Below are 18,833 nucleotides of genomic sequence, written 5' to 3' on the forward strand. Positions count from 1 at the left end.
TTCAGAGTCCTGGCAACTTCAGCTTTATTTTTACCTGCCTTAAAATGCGCTACAGCCAATAAACGCATGCGCATTCGATGATCTTTAACCTTGTAAGAGAGTGCTTTTAATTGCTGTTCAGAATGATGATTCAAAGGAATTATAACGTGATTATATGATATACATATTAGATCACATATTTATACGTATTAGTATTATCAAAGTGGCGCACGTAACATAAGAGTTGCCGCTGATTACAGTGCATGGTTAGCAGTTAATCATTTAAGTGTGAATGATGTTAATGAAGATTCAATATCCAAATATGAGCAATTTAGTAAGATACATCGACACCCTTTTTTAACCGACCACGCAGCTCTTAATCGAATGCTCAATATGCTTAGGTCGCTCAATGTACTCGAACCAGCGGCACCAATTGTGCTGGATCAGCTTTCGCAGATTGTGTACGGTTTCGAGCAGTACTTGCTTCAAAATCATGGCCTTTGCAAGACATCAGTAATAAGGCATCGCACATCATTGAGGAAGTTTCTTCACCAATATTACTCTCTTGGTGTTTCTAGCTTTTCTAGTTTTTCGAGTTTACGAGGAAAAGACGTAAGACAATTCATAGTTGAACATGCACATAACCCAAGCTCTAGCTCAGCAAAAAATATGTGCTGGACACTACGAACGTTTTCTCGATACCTTCTGCATCAGGGTCATACAACCTACAATTTGTCTTCTACCGTGCCTAGCATTAGGGCGTGGAGTTTAACCGCTCTTCCAGAACATTTAACATTTGACCAAATTACACAAGTTCTGAACAGTTGCGATAAGAACAGCATTATTGGTGTAAGGGATTATGCCGTAATTGTCTTATTGAGCCGTTTAGGACTGAGGGCGAATGAAATAGCGTTGTTGAAGCTAAATGACATTAACTGGCATGCAAGTGGCATTAACATACGTGGTAAAGGACGCACACTTGTTACTTTGCCATTGTTAGCTGAAGTAGGAGAAGCGTTGTCAAGTTACCTGCAAAACGCATGTCCAAAGACAGATAGCCGCTCGGTATTTGTTTGTACACTAGCGCCGCACTCAGCATTTGCAAGCTCTGCTGGGATCTTGTAAATTGCTAAAACAGCGCTAAAGCGAGCAGGGTTAAAAGTGAAGCATAAAGGAACGCACATTATTCGCCACAGTCTTGCCACTAATTTGCTTCAAGCCGGTGGATCACTATCTGACATTGGCCAAGTACTGCGCCATAAGAGTCATGACACAACACGTATTTATGCAAAAATGGATATCGATGGACTAAGAACATTAGCCATGCCTTGGCTGGGAGTAGGCCAATGATTCTTTTACATTAAACATTACATGAATATGTTGCACTTGGACGTGGGTTAGGTCACAAGTTTAATCAACCTGCTAAAGATTTAGAAGGCTTTGTTACCTCGATGGAGCAGCAAGAAAGCGCTTTTGTCACCACTAAGTTAGCCCTTGAATGGGCAACTCAATCGCCAGAGAAGCATGCTAGTTGGGACATTAAACTAGCGTATGTGCGAGGATTTTCTCGGCACTTGCAGGCAATGGAGATACTCACAGAGGCGCCGCCCGCTGGACTTTTACCCTACAGCGGATCGGCTAAACCTTACATTTATTCTATCACTGAAATACAAGCCCTACTGGAAGCCGCGTTAACACTTAACCTGATAATAAATTACGGCGATGGACTTACCATTGTCTCTTTGGGCTTCTACCAGTAACAGGATTACGTATCAGCGAGGCGTTGTCCATAAAACGGCAAGACGTAGATCTTGAAAATGGTATTCTGACAATACGCGATACCAAGTTTGGGAAATCACGTTACATTCCAATACATGAAAGTACTCAACGAGTCCTAGTCGAATATGCGCGACGGCGAGATGAGCTTATTAACCCTCCTTGCAGCGAGTGTTTTTTAGTAGCAGAGCGCGGAGGTCGCCTGCTAACACAATATGTTTATCGCGTGTTTTGGCTTTTATCACGACAAATTGGACTGCGCGCCCCAAACTTAAGTTCAGGGCCTCGACTTCATGATTTTAGGCATAGCTTTGTAGTAAATACATTATTGCGGTGGTACAGAACTGGCCAAAAGATAGACACCTTGCTACCGAAATTGTCTACTTATCTAGGCCAAAGTTGTGTACGGGATACTTATTGGTGTTTACAAAAAAGCACCATCTGTTTTATTGTTAGAGGATATTAATGCGGAAGTAGTGAGCGCATTCCTTAATGACCTTGAGGAACACAGAGTGATAAGTGCTCGAACCAGAAATTTACAACTGACTGCTATACATTCGTTCTTTCACTTTTTAGAGTACGAGGAGCCTGTGCATAGCGCACAAATGCAGCGTGTATAAGCTATTCCCAGCAAACGACATGAGCAGAGGCTGATCCACTTCTTGGGACGCAAAGAAATAGAGGCGTTACTGGCAAGTCCTGATAAAACGACTTGGATAGGCCATCGTGATCACATTTTACTTTTTTTAACGTTACAGACAGGGTTGCGTCTTTCTGAACTGATAAACCTCAACCGTGCGTCTCTGGTACTTGAGCAACCGGCGCACGTCAGATGTGTTGGCAAAGGCCGAAAGGGAAGAACTACTCCTTTAACTAAACCTGCTGTTCGTATATTGAAAACCTGTTTGTTGATGCTTCCTAATATGGAAGAGGACATACTGTTTCCAACAATACGCGGCACTCGCCTTAGTGCAGATAGTGTGCAGTATTTAGTAAAAAAACATACCGCTACTGCGTGCATTCAATGCCCACCTTTGAAACAAAAGCATGTGACTCCTCACGTGTTTCGACATACTGCGGCAATGGAGTTGCTTAACGCTGGTGTGGATACAAAGGTAATAGCCATGTGGCTTGGGCATGAGTCTATACAAACAACGGAAGTATACATGCATGCCCATATGGCTTTGAAGGAAGCTGCGTTAGCTAAAGTAACGCCATTTAATAAGCATAGTGCACTTCACTATGACCCAGACGATAAATTATTAAACTTCCTCACTAACCTCTAGCTATAGTTTTATATTCGGTATAATCGGCAAAAGCCAATGGACAAACGCCGTATAATTACATCAGTCATCTGCTAGAGCAATTTAGTCAGCCCGAGCCTGACGTTGAAGAACTGCTACCGTGGAATGTTAGTCTAGATTAGACGTCTTTAGCGAGACGCTTACTGTTGACCTTCAAGGTATCCACCGAGATGTTGACTATTTATTAGGAGCGAGTATTTCTAAGCTTCGTCCTCCATCATTAATTGGATATAGTGAAAGTACCAATAAAGTCGCGGCCTCATTGGTATATGGCAATGGTATGCATAGCTCTGATAGCGGTGCATCCAGAAAGTTTGTAAGGCTAGGTTTTTCTCATTTAGAGCAAGATTACGCAGACAAAAATGCCTATTCCAATTTATTCGATCTGACACGAGACAAGCAGAGTTAGGGCTAAGTTTAAAACTATCCGACATTACACAATTTGAAACGAGTGTTGATTTGAAAACGTAGACTTTGTTGATGACTCCCAACTGGATAATGATGTTTACCGTTTTCTATTAGGGTTAGAATGGCAAGTGACAGGACAAACTCGTCTTAGTTTTTTAGTGGGCGGGTATAAACGTATGTACCAATCGGCATCAGATAACCAAGGTTTTCTGGCTGAGCTGGATGCTGAATATACACCTTTGAGTAACATAAGTATCACACTGCAAGGCTCTCAAACTACAACCACAGGTATAGTGGAAAATTCACTTGATACCATTATAAAGAGCACTAAATTAGCCATTAATTATGTTCAAAATAAGGTTGAGTTAAATTGTCGTTACGCCTTTTAATCATCGTTTTTTTTCATTTCTATTCATCCCTCATGATGGCTGCCGATGAACAGTTTATGATCGGTGTAGGCGATAGGATCATAGTGACTGTTTATAATGAACCTGATCTTACTGTGCGGGCCAGAATAAATCTGGCATTGTGAACTTTCCTTTATTAGGTAATTTATCTGTTTCAAATAAAACGCCTAAACAACTCGCAAGTGAATTAGAACAAAAACTGTTAGATGGTTATATGGTGAAACCTTTGGTTTCAGTATTAATTGAAGAGTACCGCCCATTTTATATTCGTGTTGAAGTGCGTTCGCCAGGTGTTTATCCCTTTTCGCTAGAGCTGACAGAAGATCAGGCGGTAGCGATCGCGGGTGGTCTGAAAGACAGAGCATCTAGGTCGGATTGGTATATCATCCGTGGGGAAGAGAAGACTAAGCTTAAGGTTGAGAAAGACATCAAAGTATTACCAGGTGACGTGGTTACTATACAAGCGTGTTTGTTTTAAATATGGACAAGTCTAGTGCTAATTCTGAGGCTTTGACTTAGCCGACTTATTTGGATTTCTATGGCAGAAAAAAATTCGTATTATTGTGGCTATTTGTATATTGACCTTTTTGGCCACTAGCTATGTACAAAAAATGCCTAAAATATATTCTGCTAGTAGCACCCTGCTGTTCTCACAAGAGTCTGACACGCTTTCAATTGTCAATAGTTTTGGTGCCTTGACGAATAATGGTAACAACAAAATTGATATCTTTATTGAATTAATACGCTCTAGACAATCTGCGCTAAAAATTGTTGAAAAATTACAACTACAAACACGGGAAGAGTTTAAAAAGATAGTCTTGGAGGGTCAAAGAGTTGCCGATACTCAAAATGCTGACGAAACAACCCAGTGGTTAGATGGGCAGCTTCTCACTCTGAGTTCTCAGATCGAAGGTGCAGAAACTGAATTAGAGCAATTTATGCAGACAAATGGTCTGATTGACTTAAAGAGCCAAGTCGATTTAGCTAAAACCGAAATCTCTAAAATGATAGAGCAAAGGTTAACTGCAGAAGATATATTGTCTAATACCTCCGCTACTATGTCTCAAATAAACGCTGCTAATGGAAATGCTGATAAATTGATGCAAGTCCCCATTATTTTAAATAACCCTTTGCTAAGAACCTTGAACTCGGATTTGTTTAGAAAGCAGCTTGAATTTGATGAATTATCAAAACGCTACAAATAGAAACATCACAAATATATAGCAGCACAAGGTGCGGTCGACGCCCTTCAAGCTAACTTTGATCAGACACTCAGTAAGGTTATAGATAGCTTTAAACAAGAATATCAGACTATCAAGCTGCGTTATCGAGAATTGGAAAAGCAGTTACAGGTGGCTAGAAGTAAACATACTGCGTTAGGTACCCATGAGTTTAAATTAGCTTCTTTGAAACGCAAAGCTCTGGCAACACAAAAGCTATACGACGTATTTTTGTCGCGTTTGCAACAAGCCGAAATTTTACAAGACTTAGATGCAGGGGATGATTTTGCACAGATCCCAGATAAACATATTAAACCAAGAGTCTTATTGGGGATGACATTTTCACTTATTTTATCCAGCATTTTTAGTTTAGGCTTTTGGTTGATTATTCATTTGATTGCTGACAAAAAATCTCGGTTTACCACATTGTTATGAAATCATGGTGTAGCGCTCTTGGAGTGGTTGATGCTGTTGTTCTATTGTGTGATCTTGGATTGACAGAGAGTGCAGATTTACTGGAAGCTATTCAGCGCTTTCAGGATGCTGGGGCGCCTTTACTCGGTGTTGTTTTTGGAGATGCAAAAAGTATAAAGAGGGAAATCCCACAACGTAGTAGAGGTAAAAATCCAGTTAAAAAAGTGATTAACTATTAAGTTTTGAAGCTTAAAAGGAGGTATTTTCTGGTAATAGCTTCTATCTTGATTACACTAGAGTTCTAATTTCACTTGGTTTCTTTCGTGTATTCTCTAGCGTCCCTACATTCCTTTGGCTTCCCTATATCAGCTCATGCAATCATGTCTATTGACGTTGCAGCCGACCTACAAGCTCAATTAAGTCAATTAAATAATACTGCCTTTTATATTCTCGGGGAGGGCAGTAATACGGTGTTTTTGGAAGACTACCAAGGAACCGTCATCAAGCCAGCTTTTATGGGGATCGACCTTAAACATACAGATACTCACTACATGCTCAAGGTAGGGGCTTCTGAAAATTGGCACCAACTAGTACTTTGGTGCATGCAACATCAAATTTATGGCTTGGAAAACTTAGCATTGATACCTGGCACTGTAGGTGCCGCACCGATCCAGAATATTGGTGCTTATGGTGTTGAGGTTGAACAATTTATTCATCAAGTCGATTATTTTGACATGGGTGAACAAAACCATAAAAGTCTGGCCTCAAGCAATTGTGAATTTGCATATCGCGACAGTGTATTTAAAAACCGTTTGGCAGATAACGTCGTGATTACCTGTGTTGTTTTTGCCATCCCTAAAAAATGGAAGGCTGTTATGCATTATGGCGAGTTGAAAGCATTATCCGAGCCTAGTGCTATTGATATATTTAACAAAGTTGTTCAGGTGCGTAAGGATAAATTGCCTGACCCTTCAAAAATTGGCAATGCGGGTAGTTTTTTTAAAAACCCAATAATAACCTCTGACCATTACACTGAACTGCTACAAGCTTGGCCGTCCATTCCTAGTTACCCCGTGGACCTTCATAAGGTAAAAGTTCCCGCAGCTTGGCTGATTGATCAGTTGGGTTTTAAAGGCAAAAAGATTGGTGGTATTGGCTGTCATCCCAATCAGGCTTTAGTCTTAACCAATGATGGGTCTGGTACGGGTGAACAACTTTTACAGCTTGCTCGTGCTATCAAGGATGCCGTACTAAGTGAATTTTCCATTATGATGGAGAATGAAGTCAGACTAATAGGAAACAAGGGGCCGGTTATTTTATGAGTAAATCATCAGAATTAGTGCGTGGTAGCTTGCTCTCGATTTTAGCTAATAGTGAATTTCATTCGGGCGAAGCCCTAGGAAAAAAATTAGGTATTAGTCGAGCAGCCATTTCTAATCATATCAAAGTGCTTATTTCTTTAGGGTTAGATATCTATAGTGTTACAGGTAAAGGTTATTGCCTTGCTCAACCTTTAACATTATTGAACCTCGACAAAATTAGAGAAACAACTATCTCTTCTCACAATGCTGAGATTGAAGTTTTGAATGTTATAGGTTCCACCAATCAATACTTAAAAGACCTATCAGTTGCTGTTAAAAATGGTCACACCTGCTTGGCGGAAGCACAGACTGCGGGTAGAGGGCGTCACGGTCGTAAATGGGTTTCACCCTATGCAGCCAGCCTGTATTTGTCTATGCATTGGTCTTTTTCTGGTGGGTATTCTGTATTAGGCGGGCTCAGTTTGGCCGTGGGTGTGGCTATTGTTGATGCTCTAAATCAATGTGGTGTGCAAGGCATACAATTAAAATGGCCGAATGATATCTATGCCCAAGGTAAAAAGTTGGCTGGTGTATTGATTGAGGTTGAAGGGCAAATTGGTAGTGGCTGCCAAGCCATTATTGGTGTTGGACTTAATGTGGCGCTGCCAACAAATATTGAAGAAATTGGCCAACCATGGATTGATCTTGCGCATTTAACTGAGCCGCTAATTAACCGAAATTTGTTGGCGGGCACTTTGATAAGCGAACTGACCAAAAGCCTAATGTTGTTCGAAAACAATGGGCTTGAGCCTTTTATTAGTAAATGGCGAGCGTTAGACGTTTACGCAAACCAAGCCGTTAAGCTCATTATTGGCAAACAATCTATAACTGGGATTAACAGAGGTATCGATGCAAGCGGTGCTATTTTGCTAGAAACAGAGCAAGGTATTAAGGCTTATCATGGAGGTGAAGTCAGTGTTAGACCCATTTAAGGCTCTATTAGTCGATATTGGTAATTCCCAGATTAAATATATAATGGTGAATGATATTTCGGACTTATCTGATATTAAGCGCTGCTTAGACATCGAGGATTTATCTTCACATATTAGTTCAGTGAGTGAGGTCCTTGTGTCGTCTGTGGGACATTTGTCTCTATTGGCAGAGCTAGAGCGTTTGTGTGAACGTTTTAAAAAGCCATGCAAGATAATACACACCGAAGCTGAAGCTTTAGGTATTCAATGTGCTTATGAGAAATTCCAAACTTTAGGTGTGGATAGATGGTTAGCCATTTTGGCCGCCCGTGAAATCACCAGATTACCTGTGGCTGTAATTGATTTAGGCACAGCTAATACATGTGACATTGTCGTTAACAACAAACATCAAGGCGGATGGATAGCTCCGGGTTTTTCGGTTATGCGGGAAAGCTTACTAAGAAACACCCAACAGGTCTTTGCTGACAACAATATACCTGCAATTTTGGATATAGGTAATACTACTGAAAACTGTGTCAGTTATGGTTGCCTTGCATCCCAATCGGGATTTGTCATGATGGCAGAGCAGTATTTAAATAATAAATATGAGGATTATTTGGTTTTAGTGACAGGTGGTGGTCAAAATTCACTCATTTTAAAAGAAAATAAAAAAATATTATCTTTTCCCAATCTTGTTTTGAGAGGACTTTTTCGTTTCATTTGATATTTTGCACTAAAGTAGGTGGTTAATTTATGTACGTAAAGCGTGAAAACTGCGCATTCAGTAGTTAATTCAAACAAACGGCATAAAAAAAGCAATTTTTTGTAGATTCCCCCTTGCACGACCCGAATCATTACTCTAATATCCGCATCCACTTGATGTAGCCGACTTAGCTCAGTTGGTAGAGCAACTGACTTGTAATCAGTAGGTCACCAGTTCGACTCCGGTAGTCGGCACCATCAATCTGGAGGGGTACCCAAGCGGTCAACGGGATCAGACTGTAAATCTGACGGCTCAGCCTTCGCAGGTTCGAATCCTGCCCCCTCCACCACTTTTTGCTTGATATGGTTTGAGAGTAGATTGTGCGGACGTCGTATAGTGGTAATACCTTAGCCTTCCAAGCTAAAGCTGCGAGTTCGATTCTCGCCGTCCGCTCCAATTTTGTGAAATGCTGATATGGCTCAGTTGGTAGAGCGCACCCTTGGTAAGGGTGAGGTCGGCAGTTCGAATCTGCCTATCAGCACCATCATTCTCTCCCCATCTCAATTAAAAACTGTTTTTTTAATGTATCTTGCTGGGGAATAGACAATGGCAAAAGCAAAATTTGAACGAACTAAACCGCATGTAAACGTCGGTACTATCGGCCACGTTGACCACGGTAAAACAACATTAACAGCAGCAATCACTACTGTATTAGCTAAAACCTATGGTGGCAATGCATCAGCATTCGATCAAATCGATAACGCTCCTGAAGAGCGTGAGCGTGGTATCACTATTTCAACGTCTCACGTTGAATATGATACACCTGCACGTCACTATGCCCACGTAGATTGTCCTGGTCACGCCGATTATGTTAAAAACATGATCACTGGTGCTGCTCAAATGGATGGTGCTATTTTGGTAGTAGCTGCAACAGATGGTCCTATGCCACAAACACGTGAGCACATCTTGTTAGGTCGTCAGGTTGGCGTACCTTTCATGGTTGTATTCATGAACAAATGTGACATGGTTGACGATGAAGAATTACTAGAATTGGTAGAAATGGAAGTGCGTGAACTTCTATCTGAATACGAATTCCCAGGTGACGATTTACCGGTTATCCAAGGTTCAGCACTTAAAGCCCTTGAAGGCGACCCAGCTTGGGAAGCAAAAATCATTGAGCTAGCTGAAGCACTAGACACCTATATCCCACTTCCAGAGCGTGATATTGACAAGCCTTTCCTACTTCCAATTGAAGATGTTTTCTCAATTTCAGGTCGTGGAACTGTGGTAACAGGTCGTGTTGAGCGCGGTATCGTTAAGACAGGTGATGAAGTAGAAATCGTTGGTATCAGAGATACGACTAAGAGTGTTTGTACGGGCGTAGAAATGTTCCGTAAATTACTTGACGAAGGTCGTGCTGGTGAGAACGTTGGTGCCCTATTACGTGGTACTAAACGAGAAGACGTAGAGCGTGGTCAAGTATTGGCTAAGCCTGGTTCAATCAATCCACACACTAAGTTTGAAGCTGAAGTATACGTACTAAGTAAAGACGAAGGCGGCCGTCATACTCCATTTTTCAAAGGATACCGTCCACAGTTTTACTTCCGTACAACGGACGTAACAGGGGCTGTTGAGCTTCCTGAAGGCGTAGAAATGGTTATGCCTGGTGACAACTTGAAATTCGTAGTTGATCTAATTCACCCAATCGCGATGGACGAAGGTTTACGCTTCGCAATCCGTGAAGGTGGCCGTACTGTAGGTGCTGGCGTAGTGTCTAAAATTATATAAGTAACCCGTTTACTTATGCAAAAAAGGTCACCTCGGTGGCCTTTTTTATTGGCTGTAGCAAAACGATTCGATGGACTCGAGTTACCCAGTCTGTATTATCAAGGTTTGATGAACATCTTAGATCCAGACGGAAAGAACAGCTTACGTGATTGGCTAAACATTAACGAATACATTTTGAGAGAGTATATATATGCAGTATAGCATGCTGGGAAGTAGTGGCGTGGACGTGTCTAGAGTATGTTTAGGCAGTATGACATGGGGTATACAAAACACTCAACAAGAGGCTAATGAGCAGATTGAGTATGCCCTTAGCCAAGGCGTCAATTTTATTGATACTGCTGAGTTATACCCAGTGCCCCCATCAGGAGAAAAATATGGCGACACCGAACTCATTATTGGTAATTGGTTAGCACAAAATCCCAACCGCAGAAAAGACATCATCTTGGCCAGTAAAATTGCTGGGCCAGGTTTGGCATATATCCGTGATGGTGCAAAAATTAGTGGCGAGAGTGTGATTGAAGCTGTTGATGCTTCGTTGAAGCGTCTACAAACCGATTATATCGACCTTTTTCAACTACATTGGCCAAATCGTACCTCCCCCCACTTTTCTAAACATTGGCCTGGCAAAGTAAAGTTTTCCAGCTTTGACTCTGAACATGAAACCAATGTGATGTTAGAAATTCTGCAAGCACTAGATAGCTGTGTTAAAGCGGGGAAGATACGTTTTTGCGGGCTCTCAGATGATACGCCTTGGGGGATCAACACTTATCTTAAATTGAGCGAGCAACATGCTTTGCCAAGGATGGTATCGATTCAAAATGAATTTAGTTTGTTACATGCTAAAGATTGGCCGTATTTGATTGAAAACTGTGTGCGTGAAAATGTAGCTTACTTGCCTTGGTCACCTTTGGCAGGTGGCGTGTTAAGTGGCAAGTATCTAAATGGTCAAATGCCTACTGGGAGTCGTTGGACCTTTGAGCAAAGAAACGGTATTTTTCGTGACACGCCGTCCACTCATGCCGCCACAGCAGGATATGTGGATGTGGCCAAAAGCTATGACCTCACACCCTCACAACTGGCACTGGCTTGGTGTGATCAGGTTGATGGCGTCACCTCGACTATTATTGGTGCAACCAACATGGCGCATTTAAAAGAAAATATTGCGGCGTTTGAAACACCATTATCAGATGAAGCTATAAAAGCCATCAGTCTAGTCTTTAGAGAGTACCCAGTCCCTTTTTAATTTTATGCCACTGGTTAAGCTAACACTGGCTTCAATTACAAATTGATGCAAGTGTTAGCTTGGTATTATCTTGGATACATTTTATCCTGCAAACACCCACAAAAGAAGAACTGCCTAATGATGTTTTTTAAAAGTAAGCTTATAGTTTTTGCCTCAACTTTATGTGTGTTGCTGTCGTTAAACGTACAAAGCACCATCGTAGAAATTCGAACTTCACTTGGCATTATAGAAGTGAATTTATTTGACAATACAACGCCCGAAACTGTGGCTAACTTTTTGAGTTATACCAACTCTGGGGCTTATGCAGACAGTGTAGTGCATCGTTCTGTTTCAAATTTTATAGTTCAAGGCGGTGGATTTCAATATACCGGCCCTGTCGCTGTTACTAGTTTTTCGTTAGACAGTATTTCAACAGGTACTCCTGTAGCCAATGACCCTAAATTATCCAATATGCGTGGCACTATCGCGATGGCTAAAACCAGTAATCCAGACAGTGCTACTTCACAATGGTTTATTAATTTATCGAACAATGCCAATAGTTTAGATGTGGCCACAAATGCTGGGGGATTCACAGTCTTTGGTCATGTGGTTGGTGACGGAATGCAAGTGGTTGATGCCATTGCTGCTCTAACTCTGTTGAATGGCGGTGGAGCATTTGGTGAATTACCTATTCGAAACTACACACAAACAGATTTGGATAATGAGGTGCCAATTACCGATGATAATTTGGTTGTCATTTCTGACATAGTGGTCACTGACGCGTCTGCTGATACGGCTGCTAACCTTAATCCAACACTTAATACGTTAGTGAATGCGCCAACTGGTGGAGGCAGTTCAGACTCTAGCGGTGGTGGTGGTGCAATGGGTTGGCTGCTGCTTCTAGGTTTAGTCATGTTACAAAAAATCCGATTACTTAAGCGTTAAATATCTCATTTCGTAAATAAAATCACATCAAGGTTAAATTGTGACCGTTTTGTGAGGATTTATGTTCGTCGCCCGCTCATACTTAAGGTCATTATTATGAGCGGGCGTTAACTCTGTATTTGTTCGATTAAAAAATTGTATTTTCTACTTTAGTTCCCTAGTTTCCATTTTCGTCCTAAACGGTTGTGGTGGTTCTGGTTCAGATGTGACTGATTCAATCGCTGCACCACCAATCTCCTCAGCCCCTCCGATCATTTTGCAAGGCGTATTTATTGACTCAGCTGTTGAAGGTTTAGCTTTTAGCACTACCAGTCAATGAGGTATGACAAACTCGCAAAGTCAGTTTTTATATATTGTGGGTGAAAATGTTGTTTTTTCAATTGGTGATATCGTATTTCCAACTTTAGTAGGTCAGGAGGTGATTTCTCTGTTGGATGTGTTCTCACAGGCACATCAACTGGTGATGAGCCTCTTATTACAGACATTAGATGAAGATGACATCTCAGGCAATGGCATAAGCATTCAAGCGCATAATTAAGCAACAGAAGTGGTTGTAGATTTTTCTTCTGTCGACCTTGAGCAACAATTAGTGGGTGTGGTGGCTAATTCGGGTGCTGCCTATACATCTTTGATACCTGCAAAATTGAAAACAGTATGTTTAACTTCGACGGCGCTGCACCCAATGTTAAATTTTACGCGGGGGTGAATGGAAATTTCTCTGACTCTACGGCTTTTGGAATAGGAGAACGTATTGATGGTCGAAGTTATTCTAACGAGACAATTGTATTGCAGTTACCAGAAGGGACGTTTGTTGATGACTTTGATAGTTTGATAGTTTGATAGTTTGAATGTGTGGTGTGTTGATTCTCGAGCAGATTTTGGAAATTTCCGCCTTGAGGCACCTTGGTAAATTAAATGTACTAAGATGAAGTTTCAAAGCCTTGCAAGGAAACTTGCAAGGCTTTTATTTACAAAATTACTTTATTTCAATCAGTTCAACATCAAACAATAATGTCGCATCTGGGCCAATAGTTTGGCCGCTGCCTTTTGGTCCATAAGCCAAGTCAGAAGGAATAACTAGTTCAAATGTATCGCCAACATTCATTAGTTGCAAAGCTTCTACCCAACCTTTAATCACACCCGTTACTGGGAATTCAGCTGGTTCGCCTCTTTTGTAAGAACTATCAAATTCTGTACCGTCTGTTAATGTACCTTTGTAATGCACAACGACTGTTTTATCAGACGTTGGCATTTCGCCTTCACCAGATACCACTTCTTTATATTGCAAACCGCTTTCTGTTACGACTACACCTTCTTTCTTCGCGTTCGCTTCAAGATAAGCTAGGCCATCTGCTTTATTTTTACCGCTGACTGCCTGTTGCGCAAGTTGCTGTTTTTCTTGAGCTTGTTGCTGAACTGCAGCGACTGCTGCTTGAACTTGTTCCTGAGACAAACGTGACTCTGTGCCAGCCATGACGTCATTGACGGCCATAGTAAATGCGTTCACATCAAAGGTGAGCTCATCACGCTTAAATTGGCCAGCTAAATTTGTGCCGACTATATAACTGAGTTTTTGCTCAAGAGTGGCTAGAGCTGGATCTGTTGCTGCACTGGTTGCGACATCAGTTGTCTCCTCTGAAGCTTGCGGCATTGTCGTTTCAGTGTCGCTTTTTTTATCATTGCCACATGCAGCTAGAAATAAAGAGGATGCTGCCAAAAAGGCAATAGAGTTCAATTTCATGTATTTTTCCTAAAATTTGGGTGGGATTAATGAGAGCAGTTAAACATCTCTATCAAATAAGTATTATCAAGATAATTTTAACTAAAGTTAAGTATACCATATGGTTGCAAACCACAGTATTCAAGTCTGAAAGACTAGATAAGATCAAAAAAGCCCCATTAATCTTTATTAATGGGGCTTTTTAAGTCGTTAGAGCTGCTTACTTCTTAGCAGCAGCGTTACGCTCTTTTGTTTCTGCAATAACTTTCTCTGACACGTTTTGTGGACAAGGGCTGTAGTGTGAGAACTCCATAGAGAACTGACCACGGCCTGATGTCATGGTGCGCAATGTTCCGATATAACCGAACATTTCAGAAAGAGGAATGTCAGCTTTAACACGCACACCTGTTACACCGGCTTCTTGGTCTTTGATCATGCCACGGCGACGGTTTAAATCACCAATTACATCTCCTACGTGATCGTCAGGCGTAAATACGTCAACTTTCATGATGGGTTCAATCAACTGAGGACCAGCCTTAGGGATTGATTGACGGAACGCGCCTTTAGCAGCAATTTCAAATGCAATTGCTGATGAATCAACTGCGTGGAATCCACCGTCGTATAATTCAACTTCAACATCCAGTACTGGGAAGCCAGCTAGAACACCTGTACCCATCATGCTCTTAAAGCCTTTCTCAATCGCAGGGAAGAATTCTTTAGGAACGTTACCACCCACAACTTTCGAGGTGAAAGTGAAACCAGTATTTGCTTCACCAGGCTTAATGCGATAATCGATTTTACCGAATTGACCAGAACCACCAGATTGTTTCTTATGGGTATAAGAATCATCAACTTCTTGGGTGATAGTTTCACGGTAAGCCACTTGAGGTTCACCTACAAGTAATTCGACACCGTAGGTACGCTTAAGGATATCGACCTTGATATCTAAGTGAAGCTCACCCATACCAGAGAGGATTGTTTCACCTGAATCTTGGTCAGTTTCAACACGGAAAGTGGGATCTTCTGCCACCATTTTACCAATAGCAATACCCATTTTCTCAGTTGAACCTTTATCTTTTGGTGTAACAGAGATAGAGATAACGGGTTCAGGGAATACCATGGCTTCCAAGATGATAGGATCTTTTGGATCACATAACGTATGACCAGTTTGTACGTTAGTTTTCATACCAACGATAGCGATGATATCACCCGCTTGTGCTGAACTAAGCTCTTTACGGTCATCTGCCTGCATTTCACACATACGACCAACACGTTCAGTTTTACCTGTCGCCGCGTTAAGGATGGTATCGCCTTTCTTAAGTGTACCTGAGTAGATACGTACGAAAGTAAGCGAACCAAAACGGTCATCGGTGATTTTGAATGCTAAGGCTTTGAAGCTTTCTGCTGCAGAAACGTTTGCAAACTTACCATTAGGCTCACCTTCTTCATCTGTAAGAGGCTGTGGATCAACATCTGTTGGACAAGGTAGGTAATCAACAACAGCGTCAAGAATATTTTGAACGCCTTTGTTTTTGAATGCAGAGCCACAATAAGTCGGGAATAACTCCATTGTGCGTGTGCCTTTACGGATACAACGTTTGATTTCTTCAAGAGAGGGCTCTTCGCCTTCCATGTAAGCCATCAATAAGTCGTCATCTTGCTCAAGCGCATTCTCTAGAAGCATTTCACGATATTCTTCTACTTTATCAACCATGTCCGCAGGAACATCAGTAATTTCATAGTTTTCTGGAAGACCCGTGTCATCCCATACATAGGCTTTACGCGTAAGCAGGTCAACAACACCAACGAATTCATCTTCGATACCGATTGGCAGAACCATAATAAGTGGGTTAGCACCCAATACTTTTTTGGTTTGAGCTACAACGCGGTAAAAATCAGCACCCATACGGTCTAATTTATTAACGAAGATAATACGCGCAACTCTTGAGTCATTCGCATAACGCCAGTTAGTTTCTGATTGCGGTTCAACCCCACCAGAACCACAAAATACACCGATACCGCCGTCTAACACTTTAAGTGAACGATATACTTCAACTGTGAAGTCTACGTGCCCAGGCGTATCGATAACGTTGAAGCGGTGATCTTTCCAAAAACAGGTTACGGCTGCTGACTGGATAGTAATCCCGCGCTCGGCTTCTTGCTCCATGAAATCAGTAGTGGATTCACCATCATGCACTTCACCGGTCTTATGAATGGTACCCGTAAGTTTAAGGATTCTTTCTGTAGTAGTTGTTTTACCCGCGTCAACGTGGGCAAAAATACCTATGTTTCTGTACTTTGCTAAATCTGTCATTATTCCAACTTCAGTATGAGTAAAAATTGCGCAGGATTATACAAGATATTTCGACGCTATGCCGATTTTCTTTTGTATATAAATCAATAAATTAAAAACCAAGATTATTTTAGCATGTTGTTTCTATTTAATCTTAAAGTGGTGAAGAGAAAACAGAGATAAATCCTCTATTTTAAAACTTATTCGCGTTGACTCATATTGGCCAAATTATGATGAAACATATAGCTCAATTCGCTAGCTAATTTTCAACGGATTGGGTTAGTTAACCTGAGAGGGCACAAGAAATAGCGTTTTTGGGTTAGGGATTACGTCATTGGCATGACACGATTACGACCTAAGCGTTTTGCTTCGTAGAGTTGCTTGTCAGCTTTTTCGATAAGTGCCAGCGGATTCATGCCTTTTGTCAGCTCTGCAACACCAATTGATGCGGCAATATCGCCTAATACTTCGTCTGTGCGTTTGTCTTTAACGCTAATCTTTTCAATGGCTTTGCGCATCGATTCGGCCATGCTGCGTGCTTTGGAAAAGTTAGAGTTAGGTACCATAATAGCAAACTCTTCACCACCAAAGCGAAAGGCTTGTGCACCGTCTCGGCATGTTGCTTGGAGTTTTTTTGCGGTAGCTTTTAATACTAGGTCACCCATGACATGGCCGTAGTTGTCATTAATTTTTTTGAAATGATCAAGATCAACTAACATCAAACATAAATTAGGTTTTAAAGACTGAGTAGCTAGCTCTTCATCGAAGTATCGTCGATTACATAGCCCCGTTAGTGCATCATATAATGCGTCATGTTGGCTTTTTTCAAGCTGACCTCTAAGTGCCTCTATTTCGTTTTGTGCATCGGCTAAGGCGGCATTAAAGCTGATGGTGCTGCGCCTGATGTTTTGGGTGATGAGATGGACGCTCCCTAATACGGCGTCAATGCGCCAAAATAGTATTTTTAACCAGACTATTTACATAGGGAACATCCAAGATGAAGCTTAGAACAATTACTATCGATTTAGCAAAGACTGAATTTCAGGCTTGTGGCGTGAATGAGCGTATGAAACCGCAGTTTAATACGCGCTTAAAGCGTGATCAGTTGCTTGACTTTATCCGTCAGCAAGCGCTTACGATGGTGGTGATGGAGGCCTGTTATTCATCCCATTACTGGGGCCGCGAAATGGCTAAATTAGGCCATGATGTAAAGCTTATCCCTGCTCAACACGTTACGCCTTTTGTACGGGGCAACAAGAATGACCACAATGATGCGTTTGCAATAGCAGAAGCCAGTCAACGTCCATTTATCCGTTTTGTGCCGATTAAAACCGAGCACCAGCAAGAAATCTGCTGTTTACACCGTATTCGTGAACGGCTTGGTAAAAACAAAGTCGCGTTGAGTAATCAATCCAGAGGGCTATTAAGTGAGTTTGGGGTGGTATTTCCTTGTGGCCACGCAGCATTCTTACATGGCTTAACCAGTATCATTGATAACCCTCAATACAGCCACCGATTACAAGATATGGTGATTGATATGTTGAGTGAATATAAAACCACAATTAACCGCTTGAAGCGTATTGAAAAACAGTTAACCGAATTTGTCGACGGCTGTGAAAGCGGTAGGATATTGCTCAGTATTCCCGGCATAGGCGTCATTAATGCCTCAGCGTTTTTAGCCTCTATTGACAAAGGCCAGGCGTTTAGTAGCTCCAAAGAATTTGCGGTGTGGTTAGGGCTCACGCCCAAGCAACACGCCTCAGGCAACATCAGTAAAATGGGCGGTATCACCAAGCGAGGCGACCGCTACTTGCGTAAGCAACTGATACACGGTGCCAGAGCCCTGGTCAGTCGTGCACCTAAAAGTAGCGACCCGTTAGCCCTATGGGCCATGAAACTTCGCGTCACAAAACCATTTAATAAAGTAGCAGTCGCGATGGCCCACCGCCTTGCCCGGCTGATATGGGTATTGCTCACACGTCAAGAGCACTATCGCGCAATGCCGGCTTCTTTAGAGGTCAGTGCTTAATATGAAACCCTTTACGTTATCCCTGTTTAGCTCAATTCCGATCAAGACAAAGGCTTTAAGCCTGTTTGGGTGTTGTGGAAGGCAAGACACGGGATAACACCTAGTTTACCCACCCCGCTAGTCATAAAATGATGAAGAAAACGGTCTATCCTACCTCATCAAAGCCAGACCAGGACACGGATAATAATCCGAATGGGTGTTTTAAAGGCGATAAGGTTCGGAGTTCATCAGAGGCCAGTGTTGATAAAACCAACGCTAATAAAGAGCCTGAATATATGTCAGAACTAACCACTTTTAGACTGCCTTCAACACAACGGACTAGCGGTAATACACGATTAAAAGAGTCATTCATG

At 41.7% G+C, this 18,833-nt stretch carries 21 protein-coding genes, 4 tRNA genes and 3 pseudogenes; 25 read left to right on the forward strand and 3 right to left on the reverse strand.

Features of this window, described 5'->3' with window-relative positions:
- The first annotated feature begins 372 nt into the window (after positions 1-372).
- The 24 genes and pseudogenes from CXF95_RS03745 (at position 373) to CXF95_RS03850 (ending at position 13,278) form a co-directional block, all read left to right on the forward strand.
- Positions 373-1,329: pseudogene (locus CXF95_RS03745) on the forward strand (site-specific integrase).
- A gap of 101 nt (positions 1,330-1,430) precedes the next feature.
- Entirely contained in the window at positions 1,431-1,739 is a 309-nt protein-coding gene (locus CXF95_RS30320; RefSeq protein WP_232787637.1) for a hypothetical protein, read from the forward strand.
- A 23-nt stretch (positions 1,740-1,762) separates the two neighbouring features.
- Positions 1,763-2,221, forward strand: a complete 459-nt coding sequence (locus CXF95_RS31340) for a tyrosine-type recombinase/integrase (RefSeq protein WP_369809279.1) — start codon at positions 1,763-1,765, stop codon at positions 2,219-2,221.
- Positions 2,157-2,375 carry a site-specific integrase gene (locus CXF95_RS31345; RefSeq protein WP_369809280.1) on the forward strand — a complete coding sequence of 73 codons (219 nt, stop codon included), beginning with the start codon at positions 2,157-2,159 and terminating at the stop codon, positions 2,373-2,375. The genes CXF95_RS31340 and CXF95_RS31345 overlap by 65 nt, the downstream gene beginning before the upstream one ends.
- Positions 2,376-2,417: 42 nt before the next feature.
- Complete coding sequence (locus CXF95_RS03760) at positions 2,418-3,041, forward strand: tyrosine-type recombinase/integrase (RefSeq protein ID WP_232787638.1); 624 nt, start codon at positions 2,418-2,420, stop codon at positions 3,039-3,041.
- Between the two features lie 35 nt (positions 3,042-3,076).
- Positions 3,077-3,181 (forward strand): annotated as a pseudogene (locus CXF95_RS31350) (hypothetical protein); the annotation flags it as partial.
- A gap of 158 nt (positions 3,182-3,339) precedes the next feature.
- A complete protein-coding gene (locus tag CXF95_RS31095; RefSeq protein ID WP_255418884.1) occupies positions 3,340-3,468 on the forward strand; it encodes a hypothetical protein in 129 nt (42 codons plus the stop codon).
- A gap of 127 nt (positions 3,469-3,595) precedes the next feature.
- Positions 3,596-3,856, forward strand: coding sequence for a hypothetical protein (locus tag CXF95_RS03770; protein WP_157828060.1), 261 nt, complete (start codon positions 3,596-3,598; stop codon positions 3,854-3,856).
- Between the two features lie 139 nt (positions 3,857-3,995).
- Positions 3,996-4,352 carry a polysaccharide biosynthesis/export family protein gene (locus CXF95_RS03775; RefSeq protein WP_157828061.1) on the forward strand — a complete coding sequence of 119 codons (357 nt, stop codon included), beginning with the start codon at positions 3,996-3,998 and terminating at the stop codon, positions 4,350-4,352.
- A gap of 43 nt (positions 4,353-4,395) precedes the next feature.
- A pseudogene (locus CXF95_RS03780) lies at positions 4,396-5,079 on the forward strand (Wzz/FepE/Etk N-terminal domain-containing protein); the annotation flags it as partial.
- A gap of 147 nt (positions 5,080-5,226) precedes the next feature.
- Positions 5,227-5,529, forward strand: coding sequence for a hypothetical protein (locus tag CXF95_RS03785; protein ID WP_157828062.1), 303 nt, complete (start codon positions 5,227-5,229; stop codon positions 5,527-5,529).
- Positions 5,526-5,747 (forward strand): hypothetical protein, encoded by a 222-nt coding sequence (locus CXF95_RS03790; protein WP_101197473.1) that lies wholly within the window; start codon positions 5,526-5,528, stop codon positions 5,745-5,747. The genes CXF95_RS03785 and CXF95_RS03790 overlap by 4 nt, the downstream gene beginning before the upstream one ends.
- A gap of 84 nt (positions 5,748-5,831) precedes the next feature.
- Positions 5,832-6,830 (forward strand): UDP-N-acetylmuramate dehydrogenase, encoded by a 999-nt coding sequence (murB, locus tag CXF95_RS03795; protein WP_101197474.1) that lies wholly within the window; start codon positions 5,832-5,834, stop codon positions 6,828-6,830.
- A complete protein-coding gene (gene birA, locus CXF95_RS03800; RefSeq protein ID WP_101197475.1) occupies positions 6,827-7,801 on the forward strand; it encodes a bifunctional biotin--[acetyl-CoA-carboxylase] ligase/biotin operon repressor BirA in 975 nt (324 codons plus the stop codon). The genes murB and birA overlap by 4 nt, the downstream gene beginning before the upstream one ends.
- The gene (locus tag CXF95_RS03805; RefSeq protein ID WP_232787641.1) at positions 7,785-8,504 is read left to right on the forward strand and encodes a type III pantothenate kinase; all 720 of its coding nucleotides are present in this window, start codon (positions 7,785-7,787) and stop codon (positions 8,502-8,504) included. The genes birA and CXF95_RS03805 overlap by 17 nt, the downstream gene beginning before the upstream one ends.
- A gap of 160 nt (positions 8,505-8,664) precedes the next feature.
- A tRNA-Thr gene (locus tag CXF95_RS03810) sits at positions 8,665-8,740 on the forward strand.
- A 7-nt stretch (positions 8,741-8,747) separates the two neighbouring features.
- A tRNA-Tyr gene (locus CXF95_RS03815) sits at positions 8,748-8,832 on the forward strand.
- Between the two features lie 33 nt (positions 8,833-8,865).
- Positions 8,866-8,939 (forward strand) — tRNA-Gly (locus tag CXF95_RS03820).
- Between the two features lie 12 nt (positions 8,940-8,951).
- A tRNA-Thr gene (locus CXF95_RS03825) sits at positions 8,952-9,027 on the forward strand.
- Positions 9,028-9,089: 62 nt separating this feature from the next.
- The gene (gene tuf / locus CXF95_RS03830; protein ID WP_101197477.1) at positions 9,090-10,271 is read left to right on the forward strand and encodes an elongation factor Tu; all 1,182 of its coding nucleotides are present in this window, start codon (positions 9,090-9,092) and stop codon (positions 10,269-10,271) included.
- A 190-nt stretch (positions 10,272-10,461) separates the two neighbouring features.
- Positions 10,462-11,514 carry an aldo/keto reductase gene (locus CXF95_RS03835; protein ID WP_101197478.1) on the forward strand — a complete coding sequence of 351 codons (1,053 nt, stop codon included), beginning with the start codon at positions 10,462-10,464 and terminating at the stop codon, positions 11,512-11,514.
- Positions 11,515-11,634: 120 nt separating this feature from the next.
- Entirely contained in the window at positions 11,635-12,438 is an 804-nt protein-coding gene (locus CXF95_RS03840) for a peptidylprolyl isomerase (RefSeq protein ID WP_101197944.1), read from the forward strand.
- A 322-nt stretch (positions 12,439-12,760) separates the two neighbouring features.
- Complete coding sequence (locus CXF95_RS03845) at positions 12,761-12,976, forward strand: hypothetical protein (protein ID WP_101197479.1); 216 nt, start codon at positions 12,761-12,763, stop codon at positions 12,974-12,976.
- A 116-nt stretch (positions 12,977-13,092) separates the two neighbouring features.
- Complete coding sequence (locus CXF95_RS03850; protein WP_101197480.1) at positions 13,093-13,278, forward strand: hypothetical protein; 186 nt, start codon at positions 13,093-13,095, stop codon at positions 13,276-13,278.
- A 136-nt stretch (positions 13,279-13,414) separates the two neighbouring features.
- Here the strand turns inward: CXF95_RS03850 and CXF95_RS03855 are convergent, their stop codons facing one another.
- The 3 genes from CXF95_RS03855 to CXF95_RS03865 all read right to left on the reverse strand — a co-directional run bounded on the left by CXF95_RS03855 (position 13,415) and on the right by CXF95_RS03865 (position 17,428).
- On the reverse strand, positions 13,415-14,179 hold the full coding sequence (locus tag CXF95_RS03855; protein ID WP_101197481.1) for an FKBP-type peptidyl-prolyl cis-trans isomerase: 765 nt from the start codon (positions 14,177-14,179) through the stop codon (positions 13,415-13,417).
- Positions 14,180-14,378: 199 nt separating this feature from the next.
- On the reverse strand, positions 14,379-16,472 hold the full coding sequence (gene fusA / locus CXF95_RS03860; RefSeq protein ID WP_101197482.1) for an elongation factor G: 2,094 nt from the start codon (positions 16,470-16,472) through the stop codon (positions 14,379-14,381).
- Positions 16,473-16,777: 305 nt separating this feature from the next.
- Positions 16,778-17,428: a GGDEF domain-containing protein gene (locus tag CXF95_RS03865; RefSeq protein ID WP_369809289.1), complete on the reverse strand. Its 651-nt coding sequence runs from the start codon at positions 17,426-17,428 to the stop codon at positions 16,778-16,780.
- A 20-nt stretch (positions 17,429-17,448) separates the two neighbouring features.
- On the opposite strand from CXF95_RS03865, the gene CXF95_RS03870 reads away from it, so the two are divergent.
- Positions 17,449-18,480, forward strand: a complete 1,032-nt coding sequence (locus CXF95_RS03870; RefSeq protein ID WP_101197483.1) for an IS110 family transposase — start codon at positions 17,449-17,451, stop codon at positions 18,478-18,480.
- The last annotated feature ends 353 nt before the right edge of the window (positions 18,481-18,833 follow it).

It is taken from the genome of Paraglaciecola sp. MB-3u-78 (genome assembly GCF_002835935.1).
Classification (GTDB): domain Bacteria; phylum Pseudomonadota; class Gammaproteobacteria; order Enterobacterales; family Alteromonadaceae; genus Paraglaciecola.

Coding starts and splice junctions, on each gene's coding strand:
- tuf (WP_101197477.1), top strand. CDS start 9,090: ATGGCAAAAGCAAAATTTGAACGAACTAAACCGCATGTAAACGTCGGT.
- CXF95_RS03850 (WP_101197480.1), top strand. CDS start 13,093: ATGTTTAACTTCGACGGCGCTGCACCCAATGTTAAATTTTACGCGGGG.
- birA (WP_101197475.1), top strand. CDS start 6,827: ATGAGTAAATCATCAGAATTAGTGCGTGGTAGCTTGCTCTCGATTTTA.
- CXF95_RS03845 (WP_101197479.1), top strand. CDS start 12,761: ATGACAAACTCGCAAAGTCAGTTTTTATATATTGTGGGTGAAAATGTT.
- CXF95_RS30320 (WP_232787637.1), top strand. CDS start 1,431: ATGGAGCAGCAAGAAAGCGCTTTTGTCACCACTAAGTTAGCCCTTGAA.
- fusA (WP_101197482.1), bottom strand. CDS start 16,472: ATGACAGATTTAGCAAAGTACAGAAACATAGGTATTTTTGCCCACGTT.
- CXF95_RS31095 (WP_255418884.1), top strand. CDS start 3,340: ATGCATAGCTCTGATAGCGGTGCATCCAGAAAGTTTGTAAGGCTAGGT.
- CXF95_RS03835 (WP_101197478.1), top strand. CDS start 10,462: ATGCAGTATAGCATGCTGGGAAGTAGTGGCGTGGACGTGTCTAGAGTA.
- CXF95_RS03855 (WP_101197481.1), bottom strand. CDS start 14,179: ATGAAATTGAACTCTATTGCCTTTTTGGCAGCATCCTCTTTATTTCTA.
- CXF95_RS03870 (WP_101197483.1), top strand. CDS start 17,449: ATGAAGCTTAGAACAATTACTATCGATTTAGCAAAGACTGAATTTCAG.
- CXF95_RS03790 (WP_101197473.1), top strand. CDS start 5,526: ATGAAATCATGGTGTAGCGCTCTTGGAGTGGTTGATGCTGTTGTTCTA.
- CXF95_RS03840 (WP_101197944.1), top strand. CDS start 11,635: ATGTTTTTTAAAAGTAAGCTTATAGTTTTTGCCTCAACTTTATGTGTG.